Origin of the sequence: Brevibacillus laterosporus (genome assembly GCA_007833815.1) — a bacterium.
In the GTDB taxonomy this organism is placed as follows: Bacteria; Bacillota; Bacilli; order Brevibacillales; family Brevibacillaceae; genus Brevibacillus_B; species Brevibacillus_B laterosporus_D.
The window spans coordinates 2,288,415-2,309,761 of sequence record CP033464.1 but is presented as its reverse complement, the minus strand read 5'-3'; the positions used below and the strand labels follow the sequence as shown (position 1 = coordinate 2,309,761).

The 21,347-nt window shown below is 41.0% G+C and carries 19 protein-coding genes and 5 pseudogenes; 4 read left to right on the top strand and 20 right to left on the bottom strand.

The window, feature by feature from the left end:
- Positions 1-48: 48 nt before the first annotated feature.
- The 4 genes from EEL30_12270 to EEL30_12255 all read right to left on the bottom strand — a co-directional run bounded on the left by EEL30_12270 (position 49) and on the right by EEL30_12255 (position 5,374).
- Entirely contained in the window at positions 49-1,758 is a 1,710-nt protein-coding gene (locus tag EEL30_12270; protein QDX93008.1) for a long-chain fatty acid--CoA ligase, read from the bottom strand.
- Between the two features lie 287 nt (positions 1,759-2,045).
- The gene (locus EEL30_12265; protein ID QDX93007.1) at positions 2,046-3,083 is read right to left on the bottom strand and encodes a LytR family transcriptional regulator; all 1,038 of its coding nucleotides are present in this window, start codon (positions 3,081-3,083) and stop codon (positions 2,046-2,048) included.
- 156 nt (positions 3,084-3,239) lie between these two features.
- A complete protein-coding gene (locus tag EEL30_12260; GenBank protein QDX93006.1) occupies positions 3,240-4,415 on the bottom strand; it encodes a thiolase family protein in 1,176 nt (391 codons plus the stop codon).
- Positions 4,416-4,438: 23 nt separating this feature from the next.
- Entirely contained in the window at positions 4,439-5,374 is a 936-nt protein-coding gene (locus EEL30_12255) for a 50S ribosomal protein L11 methyltransferase (GenBank protein ID QDX93005.1), read from the bottom strand.
- Between the two features lie 353 nt (positions 5,375-5,727).
- On the opposite strand from EEL30_12255, the gene csaB reads away from it, so the two are divergent.
- Both csaB and EEL30_12245 read left to right on the top strand, forming a co-directional pair.
- Positions 5,728-6,831, top strand: a complete 1,104-nt coding sequence (gene csaB / locus EEL30_12250; GenBank protein ID QDX93004.1) for a polysaccharide pyruvyl transferase CsaB — start codon at positions 5,728-5,730, stop codon at positions 6,829-6,831.
- A 31-nt stretch (positions 6,832-6,862) separates the two neighbouring features.
- On the top strand, positions 6,863-7,711 hold the full coding sequence (locus EEL30_12245) for a methyltransferase domain-containing protein (GenBank protein ID QDX93003.1): 849 nt from the start codon (positions 6,863-6,865) through the stop codon (positions 7,709-7,711).
- Between the two features lie 121 nt (positions 7,712-7,832).
- Here EEL30_12245 and EEL30_12240 read toward each other — a convergent pair whose 3' ends face one another.
- The 16 genes and pseudogenes from EEL30_12240 to EEL30_12165 form a co-directional block, all read right to left on the bottom strand.
- Positions 7,833-8,744 carry an ABC transporter ATP-binding protein gene (locus EEL30_12240; GenBank protein QDX93002.1) on the bottom strand — a complete coding sequence of 304 codons (912 nt, stop codon included), beginning with the start codon at positions 8,742-8,744 and terminating at the stop codon, positions 7,833-7,835.
- The gene (locus EEL30_12235; GenBank protein ID QDX93001.1) at positions 8,707-9,819 is read right to left on the bottom strand and encodes an iron ABC transporter permease; all 1,113 of its coding nucleotides are present in this window, start codon (positions 9,817-9,819) and stop codon (positions 8,707-8,709) included. Before EEL30_12235 ends, EEL30_12240 begins: the two co-directional genes overlap by 38 nt.
- Positions 9,820-9,840: 21 nt before the next feature.
- Positions 9,841-10,842 carry an ABC transporter substrate-binding protein gene (locus EEL30_12230; protein ID QDX93000.1) on the bottom strand — a complete coding sequence of 334 codons (1,002 nt, stop codon included), beginning with the start codon at positions 10,840-10,842 and terminating at the stop codon, positions 9,841-9,843.
- 227 nt (positions 10,843-11,069) lie between these two features.
- A complete protein-coding gene (locus tag EEL30_12225) occupies positions 11,070-11,456 on the bottom strand; it encodes a hypothetical protein (GenBank protein QDX92999.1) in 387 nt (128 codons plus the stop codon).
- An 875-nt stretch (positions 11,457-12,331) separates the two neighbouring features.
- A complete protein-coding gene (locus EEL30_12220; protein ID QDX92998.1) occupies positions 12,332-12,928 on the bottom strand; it encodes a DUF4291 domain-containing protein in 597 nt (198 codons plus the stop codon).
- A gap of 3 nt (positions 12,929-12,931) precedes the next feature.
- The gene (locus EEL30_12215; GenBank protein ID QDX92997.1) at positions 12,932-13,459 is read right to left on the bottom strand and encodes a HEAT repeat domain-containing protein; all 528 of its coding nucleotides are present in this window, start codon (positions 13,457-13,459) and stop codon (positions 12,932-12,934) included.
- Entirely contained in the window at positions 13,456-13,830 is a 375-nt protein-coding gene (locus tag EEL30_12210) for a hypothetical protein (GenBank protein QDX92996.1), read from the bottom strand. Before EEL30_12210 ends, EEL30_12215 begins: the two co-directional genes overlap by 4 nt.
- Before the next feature lie 44 nt (positions 13,831-13,874).
- Positions 13,875-15,102 (bottom strand): annotated as a pseudogene (locus tag EEL30_12205) (wall-associated protein).
- Positions 15,095-15,301 (bottom strand): annotated as a pseudogene (locus tag EEL30_12200) (DUF4280 domain-containing protein). Before EEL30_12200 ends, EEL30_12205 begins: the two co-directional pseudogenes overlap by 8 nt.
- A 144-nt stretch (positions 15,302-15,445) precedes the next feature.
- On the bottom strand, positions 15,446-15,745 hold the full coding sequence (locus EEL30_12195; protein QDX92995.1) for a hypothetical protein: 300 nt from the start codon (positions 15,743-15,745) through the stop codon (positions 15,446-15,448).
- A 184-nt stretch (positions 15,746-15,929) separates the two neighbouring features.
- Positions 15,930-16,604, bottom strand: a complete 675-nt coding sequence (locus EEL30_12190) for a hypothetical protein (GenBank protein QDX92994.1) — start codon at positions 16,602-16,604, stop codon at positions 15,930-15,932.
- On the bottom strand, positions 16,601-16,870 hold the full coding sequence (locus EEL30_12185; GenBank protein QDX92993.1) for an HNH endonuclease: 270 nt from the start codon (positions 16,868-16,870) through the stop codon (positions 16,601-16,603). The genes EEL30_12190 and EEL30_12185 overlap by 4 nt, the downstream gene beginning before the upstream one ends.
- Positions 16,871-18,213: 1,343 nt before the next feature.
- Positions 18,214-18,539, bottom strand: a pseudogene (locus EEL30_12180) (hypothetical protein).
- A gap of 15 nt (positions 18,540-18,554) precedes the next feature.
- Positions 18,555-18,857: pseudogene (locus EEL30_12175) on the bottom strand (transposase).
- A 39-nt stretch (positions 18,858-18,896) separates the two neighbouring features.
- Positions 18,897-19,697, bottom strand: a pseudogene (locus EEL30_12170) (RHS repeat-associated core domain-containing protein).
- A gap of 144 nt (positions 19,698-19,841) precedes the next feature.
- On the bottom strand, positions 19,842-20,180 hold the full coding sequence (locus EEL30_12165) for a YolD-like family protein (protein ID QDX92992.1): 339 nt from the start codon (positions 20,178-20,180) through the stop codon (positions 19,842-19,844).
- A gap of 186 nt (positions 20,181-20,366) precedes the next feature.
- Here EEL30_12165 and EEL30_12160 point away from each other — a divergent pair, with 186 nt between their 5' ends.
- A complete protein-coding gene (locus EEL30_12160; GenBank protein QDX92991.1) occupies positions 20,367-21,059 on the top strand; it encodes a hypothetical protein in 693 nt (230 codons plus the stop codon).
- Positions 21,060-21,091: 32 nt separating this feature from the next.
- Positions 21,092-21,328: a hypothetical protein gene (locus EEL30_12155; GenBank protein ID QDX92990.1), complete on the top strand. Its 237-nt coding sequence runs from the start codon at positions 21,092-21,094 to the stop codon at positions 21,326-21,328.
- Positions 21,329-21,347: the final 19 nt, after the last annotated feature.

The window sequence follows — 21,347 nt, the reverse complement described above, 5'->3', positions numbered from 1 at the left end:
TCGTCTATTTTGTCACAATTTGTCGCATTTTAGACACATTCTAGTGATTTAGCCTAGTTTACTGCTACTTTCTAATTCAATACGCTTCTTCTCTTCTTCTTGCAAATGACGACGAAGTACCTTTCCTACCATGGTTTTTGGTAGCTCTTCCCTAAATTCATAGGAACGTGGCACCTTATAACTAGCTAATCGCTGACGACAGAATGCATTTAATTCATCCTCTGTCACCTGATAAGAATTCTTGACTACAATAAAAGCTTTAACCGTCTCTCCTCGATATGGATCTGGTATACCAACGACAGCAGCTTCTTGAATGGCAGAATGTTCAAACAAAACTTCTTCCACCTCGCGTGGATAGATATTAAATCCACCAGCAATAATCATATCTTTTTTCCGATCAACGATATAGAAAAAACCCTCTTCATCCATATATGCAATATCTCCGGTCAACAACCAGCCATCCTTGAGAACCATAGATGTGTCTTCAGGACGATTCCAGTACCCCTTCATGACCTGAGGGCCACGAACAGCCAATTCACCAATCTGATTGTAGGGCATCGCTTCATCTGTGGCTGAGTCAATAATACAAGCTTCTGTATCCGGCCAAGGGAGTCCAATGCTACTATTGACTCGTCTTCCCCACAGATTGTTTGAATGCGTAACAGGAGAGGTTTCCGTTAAACCGTATCCCTCTACCAATTTGCCACCTGTTATCTCTTCAAATCGCTCTTGAACTTCTAAAGGAAGCGGTGCAGAACCACTGACACAGGCCTCAATAGAAGATAAATCATAGTTCTTAATATCAGGATGATTAATTAGACCGATGTACATGGTAGGTGCTCCTGGAAAGATCGTAGGGCGCTCTTTTTGTATTAATTGTAGGATTTGCTTTACATCGAAACGCGGAACCAACAAAATTTCCGCGGCCATCTGAACCCCACAGTTCATCACAGTAGTCATGCCGTAAACGTGGAATAAGGGTAGGACTCCAAGGATTTTCTCTTGTCCTTGCTTCATTTTATAAAGAATGAACTTACATTGAACTGCATTCGCCACTAGATTGCGATGGGTAAGCATCACTCCCTTGGCAAAACCAGTCGTTCCACCTGTATATTGCAATAAAGCCAACTCTTCTTCCCAGTTTCCTTCAACTTGGATGGGATTAGTTGATGCCTGCTTTAACGCTTGAACGAAATTCTCTACCCCAGCCTGATATAGAATGGCTGGTATTGGCGCCGCTTTTTTATCAAATTTCTGTGCAATTGGATAAAGCGCTTTCTTAATTGGGGGTAAAAAATCTCGGATGCTGGTTAGAAAAACGTGAAGTAATTTAGTATTTGTTTTTACATTCATTAGTCGGTTGTATAAGAGATCGAGGGTTACAATCGCCACTGCGCCAGAATCGTTGAGCTGGTGAGTTAATTCACGCTCTGTATACAAAGGATTGGTCATAACAACCACCGCTCCAGCAAACATCGCTCCATAAAAAGCTATTACAGCCTGCGGTATATTTGGCAACATAATGGCAATACGATCTCCCTTTTGTACGCCTCGGGCTCGTAGTACATGAGCAAAACGATAGGATTGGGTGAGTAATTCTTGATAGGTCATACGCTTTCCCATAAAAGAAAGAGCATAATTTTGTGGGTAATCTTGTGCTGATTTTTCTAAAAAGTACGTCAATGGAACACGGGGGTATTCCACTGTACCGGGGACTTCTGCTGGGTAACAAGATAACCAAGGCTTGGCAATTGACATCGCTTTCCCTCCAACCTTTGATACCTCATCTTTCCCATCTTCACATTCACAATCTCTCCTTATTTATTCATTTTATTCTAAATTGATAAACTTTTCCAGATTTTTTTACTAATCTTTCCAACAAAGGAAAGGCAAAACGAAACGGGACATGCTATTCGGATGCATGGTTACGCCTTTCCTCCCCCCATATTTAGTTTTGTTATTTCCATTTTCATAAAAAAGGAGAGGCATAGATCTGGTAGATACTTGTGTATGTACGCTATCTTGATTCTCGGATGCTTCCCCTTCTATTCTTCTGCTTTAGCTGTCAACACTTTTTTAATTTTTTCTTGGATTCTCTCTCGCTCCCCTGACGACACCAAGTAATACCAGCCGAGTGTTGTATGATTCCAAATACGTTCGTCACGCCCTTTTATCGTTTCTGTAGTTAAGTGATTTTGTTTGGGATCATAGTAGGTTACAAGCAAAGAGGAAATTTCATCTTGTGTGAGGTCAGTCTTAATATGTTTTCCTAAAATATCCATCAGCTTAAATGCCTTTAGAAAAGCATCCATGGAGCCTCCTTTATTCGCTAAAGCCCGAATCATTTCTTGCTGACGATCAATTCGTTCATAGTCACTGTCTTCATGGCCCAAGTCACTTTTCCGATAACGCGCATAATCTAGTGCCTGTTTCCCATTCAGCACTTGCTTGCCTGGATACAGATCAATATTGGTTCCATCACTAGGATCGGTATACTTCATTCGTTTTTTGACGGTTACTTCTACACCGCCCAATTCATCAATTAGTTTACGAAAGCCCTCAAAGTCAATCGTAGCATAACGATCAATCTTGATAGACAAGTAGTTTTCCAATGTTTTTTTTAGCAGGGCTGGTCCACCAAATGCAGTGGCATGATTTACTTTATCAAAGCCTTTACCTGGGATTTTCATGTAGGTATCACGAGGAATAGAGATCAGTTGAGCTTGCTGAGTTAATGGATTGATGGTAGCTACCAAAAGAGTATCAGAACGTGCACGCTCCCCTTCCCGACTATCCGTACCAATTAACATCATGCTAAAGGGCTGGAGGGTTTGTTCCTTGTGGTATAGCTCTTCCGCTGAAAGGTTGGAGGACTGATACGGGGGAACTTCTGTTGCCTGCATGATTGAGGTCTTGTCTGGAAATGAAGAGCCGCTCACTTGAGGAAGCGGCTCATACCAATCTTGTGTCATCTGCTTGTACTGTTGAAAAGCAGTGCCTAGATAGGCTATCAACGCGATAAATAAGACACAAAGGACAACGACGATCACTTTCTTCCAGGTTTCTTTCTGCTTGGCTTGCATCCGATCTTCCCCCTTACCTAATGGCGATGTGTACAAAAAAAAGAACCCTTTTCAGGGTCCCTTTTACTATGGTCAAAAAATGGCCGATTTATGCAATAGATACCAAGCCTAGACTAACTCTTAGCATAATCCTCTCGTGGCCAATTCGATGGGATTTTAGCGCTCTAAGATCATGCTCATCCCAAGTCCACCACCTACACATAAGGTGGCTAACCCTCTATGTAATTGGCGTCTCTTCATTTCATGCAAGAGCGTAACGATCAAACGACAGCCTGTAGAGCCAACGGGATGTCCAAGCGATATCCCGCTACCATTTACATTAGTGATAGTCCGATCCAATTCTAATAGCTTTTCCACCGCCAGATACTGTGCGGCAAACGCTTCATTAACCTCAATTAGTTGCATGTCTTGTAAACGCAGACCCGCTTTCTTCAAGGCCTTGTGCGTTGCTGGTACTGGTCCATATCCCATCAAATCAGGTTCAACACCTGCCCACGCATAGGAAACAATTCTACCAAGCACAGTTAGTCCAAGGCTTTTTGCTTTACTCTCTTTCATTAACAGCACAGCAGAAGCACCATCGTTCAAACCTGAAGCATTCCCCGCTGTAACCGTCCCCTCATCGCGGAATGTCGGCTTTAGTTTCGCCAAAGCTTCTGGTGTAATGTCTGGGCGAATATGCTCATCTGTGGTCAGTGTGACGGTTTGTTTCTTTTTACTCAACACAATCGGAATGATTTCGTTTTGAAATCGTCCCTCTTTGGTAGCTTGTGCCGCTTTATGATGACTTAAATAAGCAATTTCATCCTGCTCCTCTCGACTAATTCCATAGAGGTCCACCAGACGCTCCGCTGTCTCACCCATTAGAATATCATGATGCGGATCTGTTAATAGCTCCCACAAAGCATCCGTCATTTCGCCATGCATTAATCTTTTACCAAAACGGGCTTGCTTTAACACATAAGGGGCACGGCTCATGCTTTCCACACCACCAGCTATAACAACTTCGCTATCTCCCAAGGCTATCTGTTGCAGACCTGAAACAATTGCCTGCATACCGGAAGAACATTGTCGCTGGACGGTCAATCCCGTCACTTGCTGGGGCAGACCTGCATCCAGAAGAGCTGTTCTCGCAATATTCGGCTCATCTGTACGTTGAATACAGTTCCCTAGAATGACTTCATCAATCTGCGCTGGGTCAATTCCTGTTGTATCCATGATGTCACGAATCGTTAGTTCAGCTAATTTACGCGCTGATACATCTTGAAACATGCCGCCAAATGTTCCGATTGGCGTCCGTTTTGCTGCGACGATTACGATAGGCTCTGCCATGCTACTCCTCCTTAGATGTGCAACTATTTCCCTTTATTGTCGCACAATTCCAATAAGAGTGTCACCCATTCTTCGCTCTGTTTTTGTTCCATTACATAAAACCCTGCTTGCTCATAGACTTCCACTACTTTTGGCAGAATCCATTCCACTATTCCAGACAGAACCAAGCGACCCGTTGGCTTGATGGTACGTTTAACTAGCGGTAACATTTCGATCACTTCTTCTCCACCGATATTAATGAAGATAAAATCAAAATGCTTTTCCAAGGACAATAGACGTTCATCTACGGACGCATCACCTACCAACACCTCGACGGATTGCTCGGATAACTGATTGAGCGCCAGATTGTGCTTTAGTTGAAAATCGGTTTCCAGGTTGATATCTGCTGCATACACGGGATGTGCAGCTCCATTTAACAAGCTGAAGATAGAGAGAATTCCTGAACCCGCGCCCACGTCCAAAATAGTTTTTCCTGCTAATTCGCTCTCTTGTAAACAACGCAAACTATCTTGTGTCGTTCCATGGTATCCCGTTCCAAAAGCAGCACCCGGATCAATGTAGAGTACATGCTCTGCCTGCTCTACTACCTTAGCATCCTCCCAAGAGGGCGCTATGAGCCAATCTCCTATTTGTATGGAGGTAAACTCGTCTTTCCACGATTCGTTCTCCTCTTCTACTTTTTCAATAGCTGTCATTCTAATCTTGTCTTCCCATTGAGCGAGATAGCTTTGTAGTGTAGCTGTCTGTTCTTGCTCAGTGGTCGTTAGTGGTTCAAAAAGATACGCTGTCATCGGTTTCTCAGTCAATTCCGCATAATCGTAGCCGTTGTCAGTCGTAATCACCTCTACTTGTGGCTCAATCCAGCCCAGTGTGTAGTTCGTTTCCATAATGGTATAGGAGAAAATCTCCTCCATTTCTCCTGGTAGGGAAAGCGTATATTTCATCCAATATTTTGTCATGCAACAAGTTCCTTTCTGGCAAAAATCTAGCATATTCTAGTGTAGACATGGTAATATGAACGATATTGGAGCGTGTTCAAAGAGAGGGGTCTACACGATGTTTGATGAGTTTTTCTATCGAAGACGAAAAAACAAAGGCATCCTGTATGTAATGATCGGCTTTATCGTGCTTAGTGTGTTGCTACTTGCTGCGGGAATCTACTATATCATGTAGTTCTGACGCCCTGGCTTTACTTACCTGTTGCCTCTCGATTATACTTGAGGATGTGCCCAAATTAGAAAACGGCACCTATGATTGTATACTACTTATCAGTTACGTTACCAGTACGTTTGAATAGAAAGAAGGTTCTCTCATGTCGCGAATTCTCATCTCCGGATATTACGGCTTTAACAATGCCGGGGACGATGTTGTTTTATATGGAATCATTACCTCGCTCAGACGAGAACAACCGAATATTTCCCTATCCGTGTTGTCAAATACGCCTGAGCGGACAACATCGCTATTTGGGATATCCGCCCATAATCGTTGGAAACTCTCTACGATTGTGCGAGAATTAAAACAAAGCGACCTGTTGGTGATGGGTGGCGGTACGTTAATGCAAGACGTTACTAGTCCCCGCAGTGTACTCTATTATCTAGGGATCGTTACGATTGCCAAATTGTTAGGAAAACCCGTCGTATTTTATGCCCAAGGCTTCGGTCCCATCCTAAAATCGTTTAGCCGATCCATGATTAAAACAGTCGTGAATCATGTAGATGTAATTACAGTGCGCGACCATGAATCTGGTGAAGATTTTAAAGCTTGTGGAGTGACCAAGGCTCCATTGTATGTTACGGCGGACCCTGCACTCACCATTCATCCTGAAGATATTTCAGATGAGCGAGGCGCTGAGCTGGTATCACCTATGTTCGAAGATTCATCCCGACCGCTTGTGATCTTTTCCGTTCGTGATTGGAAAACGGAAGCGCGTTTTAAACAGGTGATTGCCGATGCAGCGGATTATTATCAGGAACGCGGCTGGAACGTGCTGTTTCTACCGATGCATTTCCCGAGCGATATCGCCCCTTCTGAAGACATTATGGAGGCGATGCGTTATAAGGGTGCGGCTATGCTAAAAGAGCATGTCCCTTTTCATGACATTATGTGCATCTTAAAGCAAGCGGATTACGTGGTGGGGATGAGGCTTCATTCTTTGATCCTTGCTTGTATGCTTCACATTCCGTTTATCGGGATTTCCTATGATCCTAAAATTGACCGTTTTGTGGAACGTGCAGGCATGACCTGTGCGGGCCATATCAAGGATTTGACATCAGAACAATTGCTTACACTACTTGATGATCGTATGCAGCATCTAGATCGCGAGCAAGCAATCATCCGTGAAAAAGCTGACATGCTTAAAGCGGAAGCTATGAAAAGTAGCGAATTAGTTCTACAAGCGTTGGCCAGTAAGAAATAATTGTCGTTTGTTTGTAAGGAGGCAAAAGATCTTGTCACTCTCTTCGTCATTACTTATCACATTAAATAAAATGTTTCCTTTGCCCGTTCATCCGTTTAATCTAGCGAATGACGGTAAAATGAGCTATACCGAATGGCAATTCCGCAAGGGTGATCAGACCATTCAATTCTTCTTGCCGTTCCATTCTCAGGAAGAAATGTTTAAAGATAAAACCGTGCTTGATATCGGTTGTGGCGGTGGTGGTAAAACATGCTACTACGCTACGTTTGGTCCAAAAAAGATCATAGGAATTGACATCGTACCTCATTATGCTGAAGAAGGTAATGCCTTTGCTCGGGAAAAGGGCTTGGATAACATAGCTTCATTCATGACGGGTGATGCATCAAAGATGTTATTTGAAGATGAGACGTTCGATACGATCATCATGAACGATGCAATGGAACACGTAGATAATCCAGAGAAAACGCTGGAAGAATGTTTCCGTGTTTTAAAAAAGGGCGGTCATCTCTACATTAACTTCCCGCCATATTACCATCCATATGGTGCTCACTTGTCAGATGCAATCGGATTTCCGTGGGTACATTCCTTCTTTTCTGAGCAAACCTTAATCGATGCTTATCGCAAACTCGTTCAAGATTTGCCAGACGGAAAGGATCGTTTAGGCTTTCGGATTAGCAAGCGTCCAGATGGTTCCGAGTACTTTTCGTATATCAATCGCATGACGATCAGACGTTTCCGTAACATTCAAAAAGGCGTGCACTACCCTGCTGTTTATGAAAAGGAAATGCCTTTGCGCAATGTAGTAGCTAATTTAGCAAAAACGTCCTTGTTCCGTGAGTATTTTGTGAAGATGGTCGTTTGTGTTTATCAAAAGAAATAATACAAAAATCCCCAAACGGATAGTAAAATCTGTTTGGGGGTTTCTGCTATTCCAACACGCTTCTCCATTATCTAGTCGTTTTGAGCAAGAGATACTTGAGGGGAATGAAATGCTTACTTACTCATTTGGTTGTCAGCTTTTCTGCTCGCTGTTTTGGACAAACTAGCACTTGTGGTCGATTTGTCTCTGGATGAGGAACAACCGCTGTATTTACCTGAAAAACGTTAGCAAGTCGCTCAGAGGTCATCATTTCTGACGGTGTTCCCTCAGCCGAAATCTTACCATCATGTAGCACGATAATACGATCACAGTATAAAGCAGCTAAATTAAGATCGTGCAAAACAGAAACGACTGTTACTCCACAATCCTGTTGCCACTCCCGCACCACGTCCATAAATTGCACCTGATAATGAATATCTAGGTAAGTGGTTGGTTCATCTAACAGCACGATGCTAGGCGACTGGGCCATTAATTTGGCCAAGGCCGCACGCTGACGCTGTCCTCCACTCAATTGATCTAGTCTTCTATCTGCCAGCGTCTTCAACTGCAATCGCTCCATGATGCTCTCAATAAATGGTCCGCTGTCCTCTGCTTCCGTTCCCCACCATGATTGATAAGGAAAACGCCCCATTTCCACGACTTCTTGCACAGTGTAATGAATCGGAGGAATCGTTTCCTGTTGGAGAACAGCCATATGTCGTGATAAGTCTTTACGTCCGTATGACTTGATATCTCTACCATATACGAGAACCTGTCCAGTAGATGGTGTCTCCGCTCGTGACATCAAAGATAACAAAGTGGATTTGCCACTGCCATTCGGCCCAATAATACCTACCCACTCACCTGCCTTAATGCCAAGTGAGATCTGTTGCAAGACCGATTGATTTCCGTAACGATGGGAGACATCACAAACAGAAATGACAGGATCAGTCTGTTCTTCTCGCAAAGACTTTTGATGGTTAGAATACGTGGCTTGAACACGATTATACTGTTGTTTACTTGCTGACTTTACTTGGTGTCCCCTGTTCTTCATCAGCATCATCCCCCCTACGCTTCCGTTTATTACGGATCAGTAGCATGGCAAAGAACGGTGCGCCAATGAAGGCGGTTACCACACCAAGTGGAATTTCTGTCGGAGCAAGCAACGTGCGAGCAATGGTATCTGCCCACAATACATAAATAGCTCCACCTATAGCAGACATGGGAATCAATAACCGATAATCAGCCCCAATGATCATCCGTAGTAAATGCGGAACGACCAATCCAACAAAACCAATCACACCAGACACAGACACAGCGGCTGCCGTTACAAGCGTAGCTGTCAGTAGCACGATCCATTTCGTCCGTTCTACATGCAAACCTAGATGTCCCGCTTGCCTCTCTCCCAATGCGAGCATATTTAGGGGTCGGGCATATGCAAATAAAACAAGGAGTCCGACAACAAAATAAGGCAATAAAACTCCTGTAAATGACCAGCCTCGCAAAGCCAGACTCCCCATCACCCAAAATAAAATTTCATTAATGGTTTGCTTAGACATTGCGACGAGAAATGAAACAATGGAGCCTAGAAATGCTTGCATGACCACTCCAGATAAAATCAACGTCTCAATGGGAATCTTTCCGTTTTCTCGTGCCATCTGCAACACGATTACTAATGTACAAACCCCGGTGACAAAGGCAGTCAACGGTACTGTCCACTGTCCTAGCCAAGTATATTGCAAGCCAAAGTAAATGAGTATGGCCGCCCCAACCGAAGCGCCAGACGATACCCCAAGTGTGTAAGGATCTGCTAGTGGATTACGTAAAACACCTTGAAACGCGGCACCCGCTATCCCAAGGGAAGCCCCTACTAATAAAGCCAATATCACCCTTGGCAATCTGACGTTCAACATAATCTGTGTGGAGGATTCATCCCATGTAACTGGAATAAGCGAGTTAACCCCAGGAAGCTGGTGCAATAAAATGCGGGTAATCTCTCCCATCGGTAACATCACAGAACCAATGGCTAAACTAGCCACAACAGACAACAGGAGCAGCATCATTCCCACTGCTCCCGCTGTCATTCCTTTTGTCCCTATCATCTGTCCGTAAGCGTTATTTGTACTCATCTAGAGGTCAGCCCCACTTACTTAAAATTTATCAGGATAAATTGCTTTTGCTATTGTTTTTAGACCTTCTGCGAGGCGTGGTCCAGGACGACTGATGACATTCTGATCTAGACCAACTACTGTGTTATTTTTAACCGCCTCAATCCCACTCCAGCCTTTACGCAAACGAATAATGTCTTCCAAGGATTGGTTGGTCTTGGTGTCCACTACACCCAGTGTATAGAGAATAACATCAGGATTTTGCTTAATAATGGTCTCTTCATTAATTTGCACCCAACCTTGAGTGTCAGCAGCCACGTTGATTCCACCAGCAAGCTCTATCATTTGGTTTAAAAATTCACCTTTACCGACCGTCCAGCCTGGAGCAAATTCAATATAAACTTTCTTTTTCTGGTTAATATCCTTTACCACAGCTTGAATCTCGTCCCACGTCTTTTTAAGTTCGTCAACTACTTTCTTCGCTTCAGCCTGACGATCTGTGATTTTTCCATACAATTCAATATTCGCAATCACATCATCATACGTCTTAGGTTCTACTTTAAAGATTTTTACACCAAGCTCACGGAATTTCTTTACAGTCTCTTCTTTCATTGAAATTCCTGAGAATACAATGTCCGGTTTTGCAGCCAAAATGGATTCTACGTTTGGAGCCATTATGCTACCCATCTTAGGCTTATCCTTTACAGATGCTGGATAGTCATCGTAATCCGAAACACCCGTGATTTTTTGCTCAAGACCAAGTGCAAATAACGTTTCGGTTTCAGCTGGAGATACAGATACGATGCGCTCTGGGGCTTTTTCAAATGTAAACTCTTCTCCCGTCATATCCTTTACTTTGAGCGGATAGATGGTTTTTAATGTAGTATCTGTTGCTTGGTTATCCGAAGCAGAATCAGTCGGTTGGTTCTGGCTTGGGGAAGGCTGTGCTCCCTCCTTTGGTGTTGTTTCACCCGAACATGCAGTTAGTGAAACAGCTAAGCATAGTGTTAGCAATGCTGTTAGAGTTCGTTTCATTTTTTTCATGGAGATATCCTCTCTTCATTCGATTTTTATCGACCACATCTACCAAAAAATCCCTAATCCTTCAAACAGACGGATTAGGGATGGTGTCGCCTCTTGAACGGGAGGACTATTCTCCTCCATCTGACATAAAGAATGCAATTTTCTCGTAAAAGAAACTATCATATTAGATTATAGGAGAAAGAAAGAGAACTTACAAGGAAACTGGTTTAATGGGTGAGTTCATTCTCTTATCTAACAATTTCACCAGTAACCGCGTCAACATATAACCGAGGTGTATCATGATAATAAATCTGATAAACCAAGTGAGGGACTGCTATTTGTTGCTTCGTATCCGGTAGCATGACATAGACTAGTGACCAGGGACGTTCTTTCAAGTAGATAGTGGCAGCAGCATCTGGTGTCATTGCTTGGGGTTTGTCTGGGAAGCTCGTAGATGCTTGTTCTCTATAGCCTAGATCAAGTCCAATTATCTTCTCTTTTTCCGCATCAATGGTTACAGCATAACCCCGAGTAATGACAGGAGTACCTTGATACGACCTTCTAAATTGATAGGTTTGAGCCAAGCCTGTCTTTTTAACATCTATCAATTGAAGCTCTTTCGTATTAACATCCATATATCTTTCTATTCTCCGCGTTACCGCCTCCCAGAAACAACTCGACAGGCAGATCAACTTGTTAGAAAGAGTATAAGGGCTGTGAATTAATGTTTTGAATTATAAAAAGGGCTGGTATGTAAGGCCCTTCTTTTTTTACATGTGCTTTAAATAGAATTAGGATTGAAGCTAAGCGCTGAATACTCGTTTAGGGTATGTATCTTGTTTATAGTTATTAATGGATTGGGCTGTGGTTTTGATTAGCCTTCTCTAGAATATCTTCTGCAGTTAAATCCTCTTTACTAGTAACAATAATTCTATAAATTTCTTGATAATAAGGTACACTAACACTGTTCTAACCATGTATCCTCTTCTTCTTCCGTTCCTTTTGCAGATAGAATATTGTGAATAACTTCTATAATTTCATCCTTACTTTGTTTCTTCTCCATAAATTGAACCCTCCACTTTTTAATTACTATTATAAAATGGTTGATTCCTCAGATGGTTTTTTGGCCAATATTCCTCGTGTATCCTTAGTGTTACAAGTAATAAATTGTCTCGGTCAAAAACAGCACCATCAACTCAGCACTTCTATACTTATCTCCCACTTAACATGTCAACTTTCCTTAAAAAAGAAACCTTAAAGGCATGAAACCAATGTTTATGAGTTGGTGCCTCTCCAATTTTATCAAGACACACTCCTGGATCACATTCCCTCGTTTTTATATAGAATGCTCTTCATCTCTCTACCCCAATATAAGTTAAATCTAACTTTTTCTTCTGAACATACAGTCATTCTATCCCCTTTAATCAAAAAAAGGCCACATCAAACTATGTTGTGTGACCTTTGATACGGCGAACCTATTTTCCCTTATTCAAATGGTTCCTCAACTTCTTTATACTACTCCAAGTATCGTCTTTATACCGTCATCCAAAGGGTATTCATGTTCACTTGGCAGCATACTTACTTCAAAGGTTTTTGATTTTATTGATTCTCTTAGCTCTATCACTTCCTCTGTGATATCATTAATTTTTACAATCCAATCATTAACGTAATTTTTAACCATATTACCCTTTAAACCTAATTGAATAGCACGTCTATCCAACGGATCTCCATATATATCCCTATCAGGGTCCCATTGGCATCTAACCTCTGAGATTTCAAGTTGAGATCTCCAATCTTCATATGATCCATATACACTTTCTTCAAATGTTGATAAAACTACATTTTCAAGAATTGCTTGAAATCCTGTTCTTTTTATATCAATTGCCAATATCCTTTCTTGGTCTTTTTTAGTTGCCCACCCTGACCTATACATCATCCATAAAAACGATGGTTTTATCCATGTCATTCTATCCATTTTGAAGGACGGACCAAATGTTCCTAAACGTACAGCTTCATCTGCAATTCTACTATTATAGGCCTGATAAACTCTAATTGTGTTTTCGTTAAACTGAGCCAGGATTTTTTGGGTTTTATAAACCTCTTTCATTTTTTAATCCTCCGGTATATTCAAATAATTAGTCTTCAGGAAATATTTTCGTTGTAATTGCTTAAGCGCATTTTCTCTTATGATTTCATTCTCTGATACAGATAACAATTCCAGTTTTTTTCGCGATTCTTCAGTATTAATATCCCCTAATGCCCAGATACATTTAACAGCTAGCGCATAACTATCATCATATTCTAAATACTCAAATTGAGTTTGTGCTGTTTTATATAAACATTCTACTGTTTGTGGAAATCTAAAAGATTGAAATATTGTTGCTATATCTTCGTGTTGATGATGCCAAGGAGCGTACATTAGTCTGCACAGTAAGTCAACATAATCTTCTGTAACAAGATTAAAGCAAAATATAACATAAGTTTGATAATCTACATCCTTCTCATTTTTCTCATTATAAGCAATTTCTAATAATTGTTTCACATAGTTTGAGTCAACATTAAATTCTAGTGCAAACTGTTCTTCGGATATATCATCCCTAATTAGCTTCCTAATCGTCTCTCTTTCATTATCTGTCATTTTGGGACCTCCTTAAATTTTATTATATTCTTATTGAATATTTCCAACGCTTTACCAGTTCCTAGACCAATATTAATTTGACCTTTATCAGTCGCTTTATTCCCTTTCTTACCTTCTCCTTTAAAGAAAGCTTTCTCCTCATTCCATCCTTTAGAAACCTCAGGCATATTTGGATATTTTTCAACTACTACTCCAGCATTATTTCTTACTCCTATTGCTTCTAAAGCTTTAGTCGTTCCTGGAGCAACTTCAAACTCAACCAAAACCCCATCATATTTTGCTGAGTACCCTTTTATTGGTGAGATGCATGTTTCCCTAGTAGCCGGTACTTTTCTTGTCTTAACTAAAGTATCATAATGTTCTTGGCTCATTGTTCTATAGTATTTCTCAGCTTCATCCGTCCCTCAGTCTTACCCTTCTTACACTGCCCAGTCCCAAGCCCTGCCAATCCCAGCGGATCAATAAACCCTACTGGATCGCCATTTACATAGGCAAATCGGTTAAAGGTCTGCCCTTCCGTCACGTCCCCTGATAAGATATCTCGGTTCAGGAACCGCTTCAGTCCCGGGTGATAGTACCGCCCCTCATGTAGTACAAGCCATTCGGGTCGGTCATGACACCATCTTCCATTATAACAAAACGGTTGGGAGGTTGTACCATCGTGCTGTTCTAATTCCCCGTACACGCCAGAGCTGTAGCGGTCAGTGACGCGTCCGCTCCAATCACTCAGCATCGTGGTACTACCACGCATATCCGTATGATACGACAAGTAATTCCCTTGCGCATCCTCTCGCCCGATCAGTCCTTGTCCATACACATAGTAGGCTTTCGGGCTACCGTCTTCTCCTAGCTCCATAAGAACGCGGCTAAATACTTCCACTTGGTCGACTACATAGCGTGTCGTCTTTCCTTTCCAAGTCATCGAGGTACGTACAAGCTCGGCATCATAGGTGTAGCGTGCTTGACCTGTGCGAGCTAAGCGATTACGGGCATCGTACACATAGGCATGAGTTTCCTCATTCTCTGTCCATGCGAGAAGATTGCCGTCTGCATCCATCTCTACTGGATGTTCATTCACTACGGAGAGCCGGTTGTCCTTTCCATACCCCATGACCTTCTTCGGTGTTGCCTCTACCGTCCCGATTCCCGTGACGTTTCCACCTTGGTCGTAGCTATACCAGACGCGACCACCCGGCCATTCACCGCTTACGAGTCGTTTAAGAGAGTCGTAGGTATACTTCTTTTCCTCTTCCTGCACAATTTGCCCTAGCTCATTGTACACGTAGCGATATTTCTGGAGCATCACACCTTGGCGGTTTTGATCCCACAGACGTACCATTTGTCCAGCGACGTCATAGCTACGTTGCTCGATGGTTCCATTTGGTCGTACCGTCTTGATCAGTCGTCCATTTTCATCGTAGGTGTAGGTAGTACGACGCCCTGCCCAGTCTTTTACCTCCGTGAGCTGTCCCGCCAAATCGTAGGCATAACGGACAACCTTCCCATCTGGATAAATGAGGTGGGAAAGCTGGCTATTTTCATCATATCGGTATTGAATGGTATTTCCGTAGCTATCTGTACAAGCAGTGGACACGGCCTAACAGGTCGTACACACGATGCTTCGTGCCCTGTCCCTTCTTCCTTGCCCCCAATCCACGACATAGTTACAATTGGCATGCATGGCATACGTTTTAAGTAACCGCCGTTTGCTTCCGTAACTGCTGCTACCGCTGGATTTGCTAAGTTACCGCATCTGCCAAAGGGCATGATATTCACATTAGGAACGAAATCCTTGATGTTCATTTGGGGCTCTGTCTTTTTCCTCCTATGATTTTTGGGCATGCAAAAAAGCTCATTCCTAACTCACGGTTCAAGTTGGAATAAGCTTTTGGAAGTTAATAAAGTGTTTGTTAAGTTGTTTAGTGTTTGGTTTGTTGGTTTTATTGTACGACATAAGCGTTAGATTGAAATCTCCTAGTATCCTCTCTATTCATCTTCAACAGTAATAACTTCTAATTTTACACCACTAACTATATTATGAAGTGCCTGAAAAAAATTATCTCCTAAACGGATAAGAAAATCATCGTTTCCTCCATAAAAAGCTCCTGATGAAGAAATATACCATGTCATATCCATAAGTGGAATTTCTCCAACGATGACAAATGACTCGTTACAATATCGTTCATATCTCTTCGATACTTCTCGGAAAATTGAGCTTGCTGCATCAATTGGGTTAATAGTCAAAGTTAAATAGCTGTCTGATCTTTTAGGATTTTCAAATTGGATTTTTAAATCACCATATTCTTTTAGAAAATCAGCTGCACTTTTAGCTTGTTAGTGTTTGGTTTGTTGGTTGTACTGTATGATCTTGTGCCAAGATGTAAACCTAGTCTATTTTTTTGTGTGAGTTATATGTGTTATTGGTTTAATGTTGGATTCATTCGGCACTCGGTAGCCCTATCATACCCGTTTACTTCTCCCAATCTATCCCGATTTCCTCAAACGAAGTCATACTTTCACTCAAACCTTCAGGACTTTCTGCTCCAATCAATTCAATTTCGCGTTTTGTCAACGTGATATTAACATCAGGATTATTTACTTTCCTAGCATATATCGACTTTAACAGATCAACTTGTTCACTCGTCATCTCATAATAATCTCGCCAAGATTCAATTGCAGATTCATGCTCCATAAACTGCCTTTCTAATAGATAACCCCCATACTGAATTAATCTTACGAAATTATCAATCGAAGTAATAGTATCATTATCACCCCAAAATGCAGTAGTGATAGATGGTGAGGACATTCCATCTTCATCCTCTTCTAGAAGGTATTCTAAAGTTTCATTCTTAGTTAGCTCAAGGATTTCCTGTGGCGCACCAGTAAAAAAATCCATTGCTGTAGGGAATTCAGTTCTATTAATGTTTTCATTTCGAAACGCACCGACAACATACTTTTCGTTAAACGTAATTGTTCCTCTTCCACTTGAACCGTCAACAACGCTGTAGTTTTTACCGTCCCATGAATGTTCGTATGATAATTCAGGATAGTGAGCAACCATAATAGCATGTGCTACCGATGCAAGTATACAGCCGTTCCACAAATTGTTTTTATTTAATTGATTATTTAGTATAACAGGCTTCATTTTTTTCTCCTTTTCGGTTTAGTTGGTGGTGTTTTCTTGCTTGGTTTATTTAGGTCGGAGGGTAACTTGTTGGATTTATCTCTATTTTCTTTTCGTGTTAACACTTGAGCATTGCTGAAACTGTTAGTCCCATCTTTATCTCTAGGAATAATATGATCGATTTGCCATTCATTCGGATCGGGTGTCTCCTCCTCAAAATTACAAGTTGGAATAAGCCTTTTATGTTTATCAGCGTGTTTGTCAATTTTTAAGTGAATCAATTTCATAAATCAGAGCCCTACGGGCTCAAGAGTTTTTGAGCATAGAAAAAGGAGTACCTCCCCAAATCTCTAATAAGTTAAGTGCGACCCAAACTTAAGAGGTGCTGGTGACTCCCAGTGTCTATTATAAAACAAGGAAGCCTATTTGATATACAAGAATTATTCGACTTAGAACCTCCCAAACGTTTTGAGGCTATTTTCTCTACTCTTGACATTGAACCGATTCTTTTCTCTATTTCCAAAAAATCGAAACCCTTTAGCTTATTTAATTTCGTGTGTTTGTTGCTTATGACATCATAAGGTAGTCCTCGTTAGTAAAATGTCATCTCGCCTATTCTCGCTCTTAATGCTTTATTATTAAAATAGCACCCCTTGATGGTTTAGCCTTCATGAGTTATTTATTCAAATTCAAGGATATCTTTTTCTGTAAACATATGGGCGTTTCATATTATATTCCATTGTTTATCGCCACGAGCCATAGCATTTTCATTAGTTATTATGGTTCTTGTGTAAAAAATGTCATTTTACCTATTTCTCGCCCTGTCAGCAAAATAGGCACATTTAACAATTTATTTTTCTATTTCTAATATCAAACTTTCCAAATTCAAAATATCTTTATTAACTTCATAATTTAATACTCTTAATTCTTCGATATATAACTTAGTTTTATTTACTACTTCTTTTTTGAAGTTCTCATAAGTAACTTGTTTATCTTCCAATACTGATGAATTAAATCCATCTCGCCCCTTTCTCGTTCTTGTTCAGTTCTTCCAAGCATTAAAACGATACTCCATGATGGTACAACCTTCATGAGTTATGAATTTCACGTAAGCATTATTCAATGTCTACCTAACATAAAACTTTTCTCTTTTACTGTTTAATTCATTCTCTTATGTACCAGTGTATTTCCTCATTTATCACTTCGAGCTTTGCCATTCTCGTGTGCAAATGTAAATCGAGTAATAAGTGTGGTAGTCATTTATGCCTTTAGCACTGCAACCAATCTCATTTGTCTGTTTACCATCATGAGCTTCTGATTCAAATATTGATTGTTTTAACTCTAAAATGTTTAAATCATAAAAAAACCTTGAAAGGCGTATAGCCAATCAAGGTTTACGAGTTATTACGTTAGAAAATATATACTCTTAATAGTTTATACACACTTAGCTCCAATTTTTTAAAGTCCACTCTCGTGAAATTCTTTCAATAAACAAAGTATCATTCCATGTACCCCACGGAGACAATTTTTTTTGCTCTTCCGATAGTGTTTCCCTTTGCAATGTATCATAGTCTACAGTTTTCTGGATGGCGACTGGCACCAAAACGCCCCTAGGACTCCTAGTAGAGGTTTATTTCACGATACACTTAGGGGAAAAATTTACAAACACAGAGTCTTTGCCATCATCCATCATTATTTTCAATTCCCTCCCTAATGAGTAATTAGAATTTGGTTCTGTTTGCAATACACAAACAATATTTCCACCCTCGCCTTGTGTTAGACAGGTTAACTGTAAATAGTCAGTATTATCATATATAAAAGACACTATATAATCATAGAAACTATCTTCACAGTTATCCTTATTTAATGCCCCCTAAAAACCCTGACTATGGTTCCACTCCAAATTCGAGTATCGTCTGCGATTTCCTTAACGGATATCCAATCACTCTTAAGCATTCTATTACATCCTTTCTATTTAACTTTTAAATTATGACCGCCAGATGCATCGGCAGGTTTAGTTGGCTTAAAATCAAAATCAACCTCCCCTTGATGCTTTCCTTTGCTATTTGTTTTTTCAAATCGACCATGCTGTGTATCTACCGAATATAAATCACCTTTTTTAGGGTCTTTATATACATCTCTACCATTAATCTTACTTAATTTCGAATCCTTTATTAAATCATTATTTTTAGCAACTTCCTGTGCTTTTGTTCTTACAGTTGCAACGCGCTCGGCTGGTGGCAACTTGACTAACGATTTTTCAAAATCTTTAGCACTATTACCCGTACCCTTATTCCCCTTCGGACAATCATCAGACCCAAGCCCCGCCAGCCCCAGTGGATCAATAAACCCTACTGGATCACCATTGACATAGGCAAATCGGTTAAAGGTCTGCCCATCCGTCACGTCTCCTGGTAAAATATCCCGGTTCAGGAAACGCTTCAGTCCGGGATGGTAGTACCGTGCCCTCATGTAATACAAGCCATTCGGGTCGGTCACGACACCATCTCTCCCATTATAACAATACGGTTGGAAGGTTGTACCATCGTGCTGTTCTAATTCCCCATACACGCCGTAGCTGTAGCGGTCAGTGACGCGTCCGCTCCAATCACTCAGCATCGTGGGGCTACCACGCATATCCGTATGATACGACAAGTAATTCCCTTGCGCATCCTCTCGACCGATTAGGCCTTGTCCATACACATAGTAGGCTTTCGGGCTACCGTCTTCTCCTAGCTCCATAAGAACACGGCTAAGCTCCTCCACTTGGTCGACTACATAGCGTATCGTCTTTCCTTTCCATGTCATCGAGGTACGTGCTCGGCGTCATAGGTGTAGTGTGCTTGACCTGTGCCAGCTAAGTGATTACGGGCATCGTACACATAAGTATGAGTTTCCTCATTCTCTGTCCCTGCGAGAAGATTTCCATCTTCATCCATCTCTACTGGATGTTCATTTACGAGGGAAAGTCGGTTGTCCTTCCCATACCCCATGACCTTCTTCGACGTTGCCTCTACCGTCCCGATTCCCGTGACGTTTCCACCTTGATCGTAGCTATACCAGACGCGACCGCCCGGCCATTCACCGCTTACCAGACGTTTTTAAAACGTCATAGATGTACTACATCTTTTTGCTTCATTCCGTTGCGTTCCTTCACGTTCCTTTGCGTTCCTTGAAGTCGGTTTGCAAAATGGTTTGCAATGTTTGCAAAAAAATAAGTCGTTTCCTGAATTTAAGGAGACGACTTTCTTAATTAAATTACATATCAACCTTCACTACATCCTCAACAGGTATCCACCAGAAATCCTCATCATTCTTTAACTTGACCTGCTTAAATGTAGAATCAAACTTATCTACCCATCCCCAAGCTGATTCAATCACGCCTCGATCTCCTTTCGTTGCTTTCCACCAATTGATTGTAAGAGCGTAGTCAAACTGACGTGAGTCAGATATCCGATAACAGAACTCGGCTAGTTCATCCTCTTCAATGATAGGCTTCTCGATCAGTTTCTTATCCTCGTGATGCTGGCGTAACATCTCGGCATGCTCAGGCAAGATGAATTTTGTTACAAGTGGATCAAGAATTTTAGAAGCCATCGAAACATCTCCTTAAACACGAATGTATGTTCTTATTTTATTTGATGATGAGGAGATTATGCAATGGTTAGAAATGGTCAATTAAAAAAAGAAATTATATTCAAAGGATCAGTATAATTATAATTGCTATTTTTTTGAAATTTTGACATTATTATATGCATGGATTAAATAAGGAGGCATATAATTATGAAACGCGTTGTTTTATCTGTTTTGGCCGGAACACTGATATCAGGTGTCATGGTTGCATCTCCGCTACAGCATTCTAATGCGCTAGCAAAAGAATCGAATAGCGTAACTATTTTCGATAATGAACAATTTGCTACCGATCTAGTCAAAGAAGAAGTGATTCAAGATGGTAAAAAAATTACTTTTGAACGTTTTGAAGATAAAGACGGTGTAGTCCATTCAAAAGTAATTGAAGATCAAAAAGAAATAATCATTTCTTTTGACCCTAAAACGAATGAACTATTAGTCGATGGCGTAAAACAGGAAATATCTATTAAGCCGTCAAAAGCTGCTCCTTTAACCTTGCACTCTTTACAGTCTGTTTCGATGCCATCAGGTGGAAAGTTTATGGGAAGTTATGAGACTGATTATAATGTCAATCAATTAGGGATATCCGTAGCAGCAGGCATGCTTTCAGCTACTACAAAAATGCCGTACAGCATGGGGTATGCAGCCCTTGCCTCAATAACAGCTTTTAGCGCTACGGCATACATTACTTACGATCAATACAGATACCCTAAAAAATGTGAACAATATCGATACTACAACCATGTTAAATTCTACAAAAATGCTGACCGAACCAAATTAGATTCTGAGAGTGGATCTGGCATGTTTTTCGACGGAAAACCAACACCGGTAAGCTGTACCCCGTAATCATACTACTATGAAAGAAGTGAGAGAATAACATGTTAAAGTACATACTCTCTTCTCTTTGGCTTATCCTATCCTTTTACCTTACCCTCCAAGTCAATCGCTACTTTGCTATTTGCTTAGGATTAACACCAGTTATTGTGGAGACTGTCAAATATCTGGAAAATAAGAATAAGGAAAAACCTCAGCCCTTCCCAGTTAAAAATATTCTTTTTACTGTACTTGCAGTTATTATCGCTGTAATTATTGTAGGCTTAGTAGAACGTATGTGAGTGCGATGTGTTTTTCAGT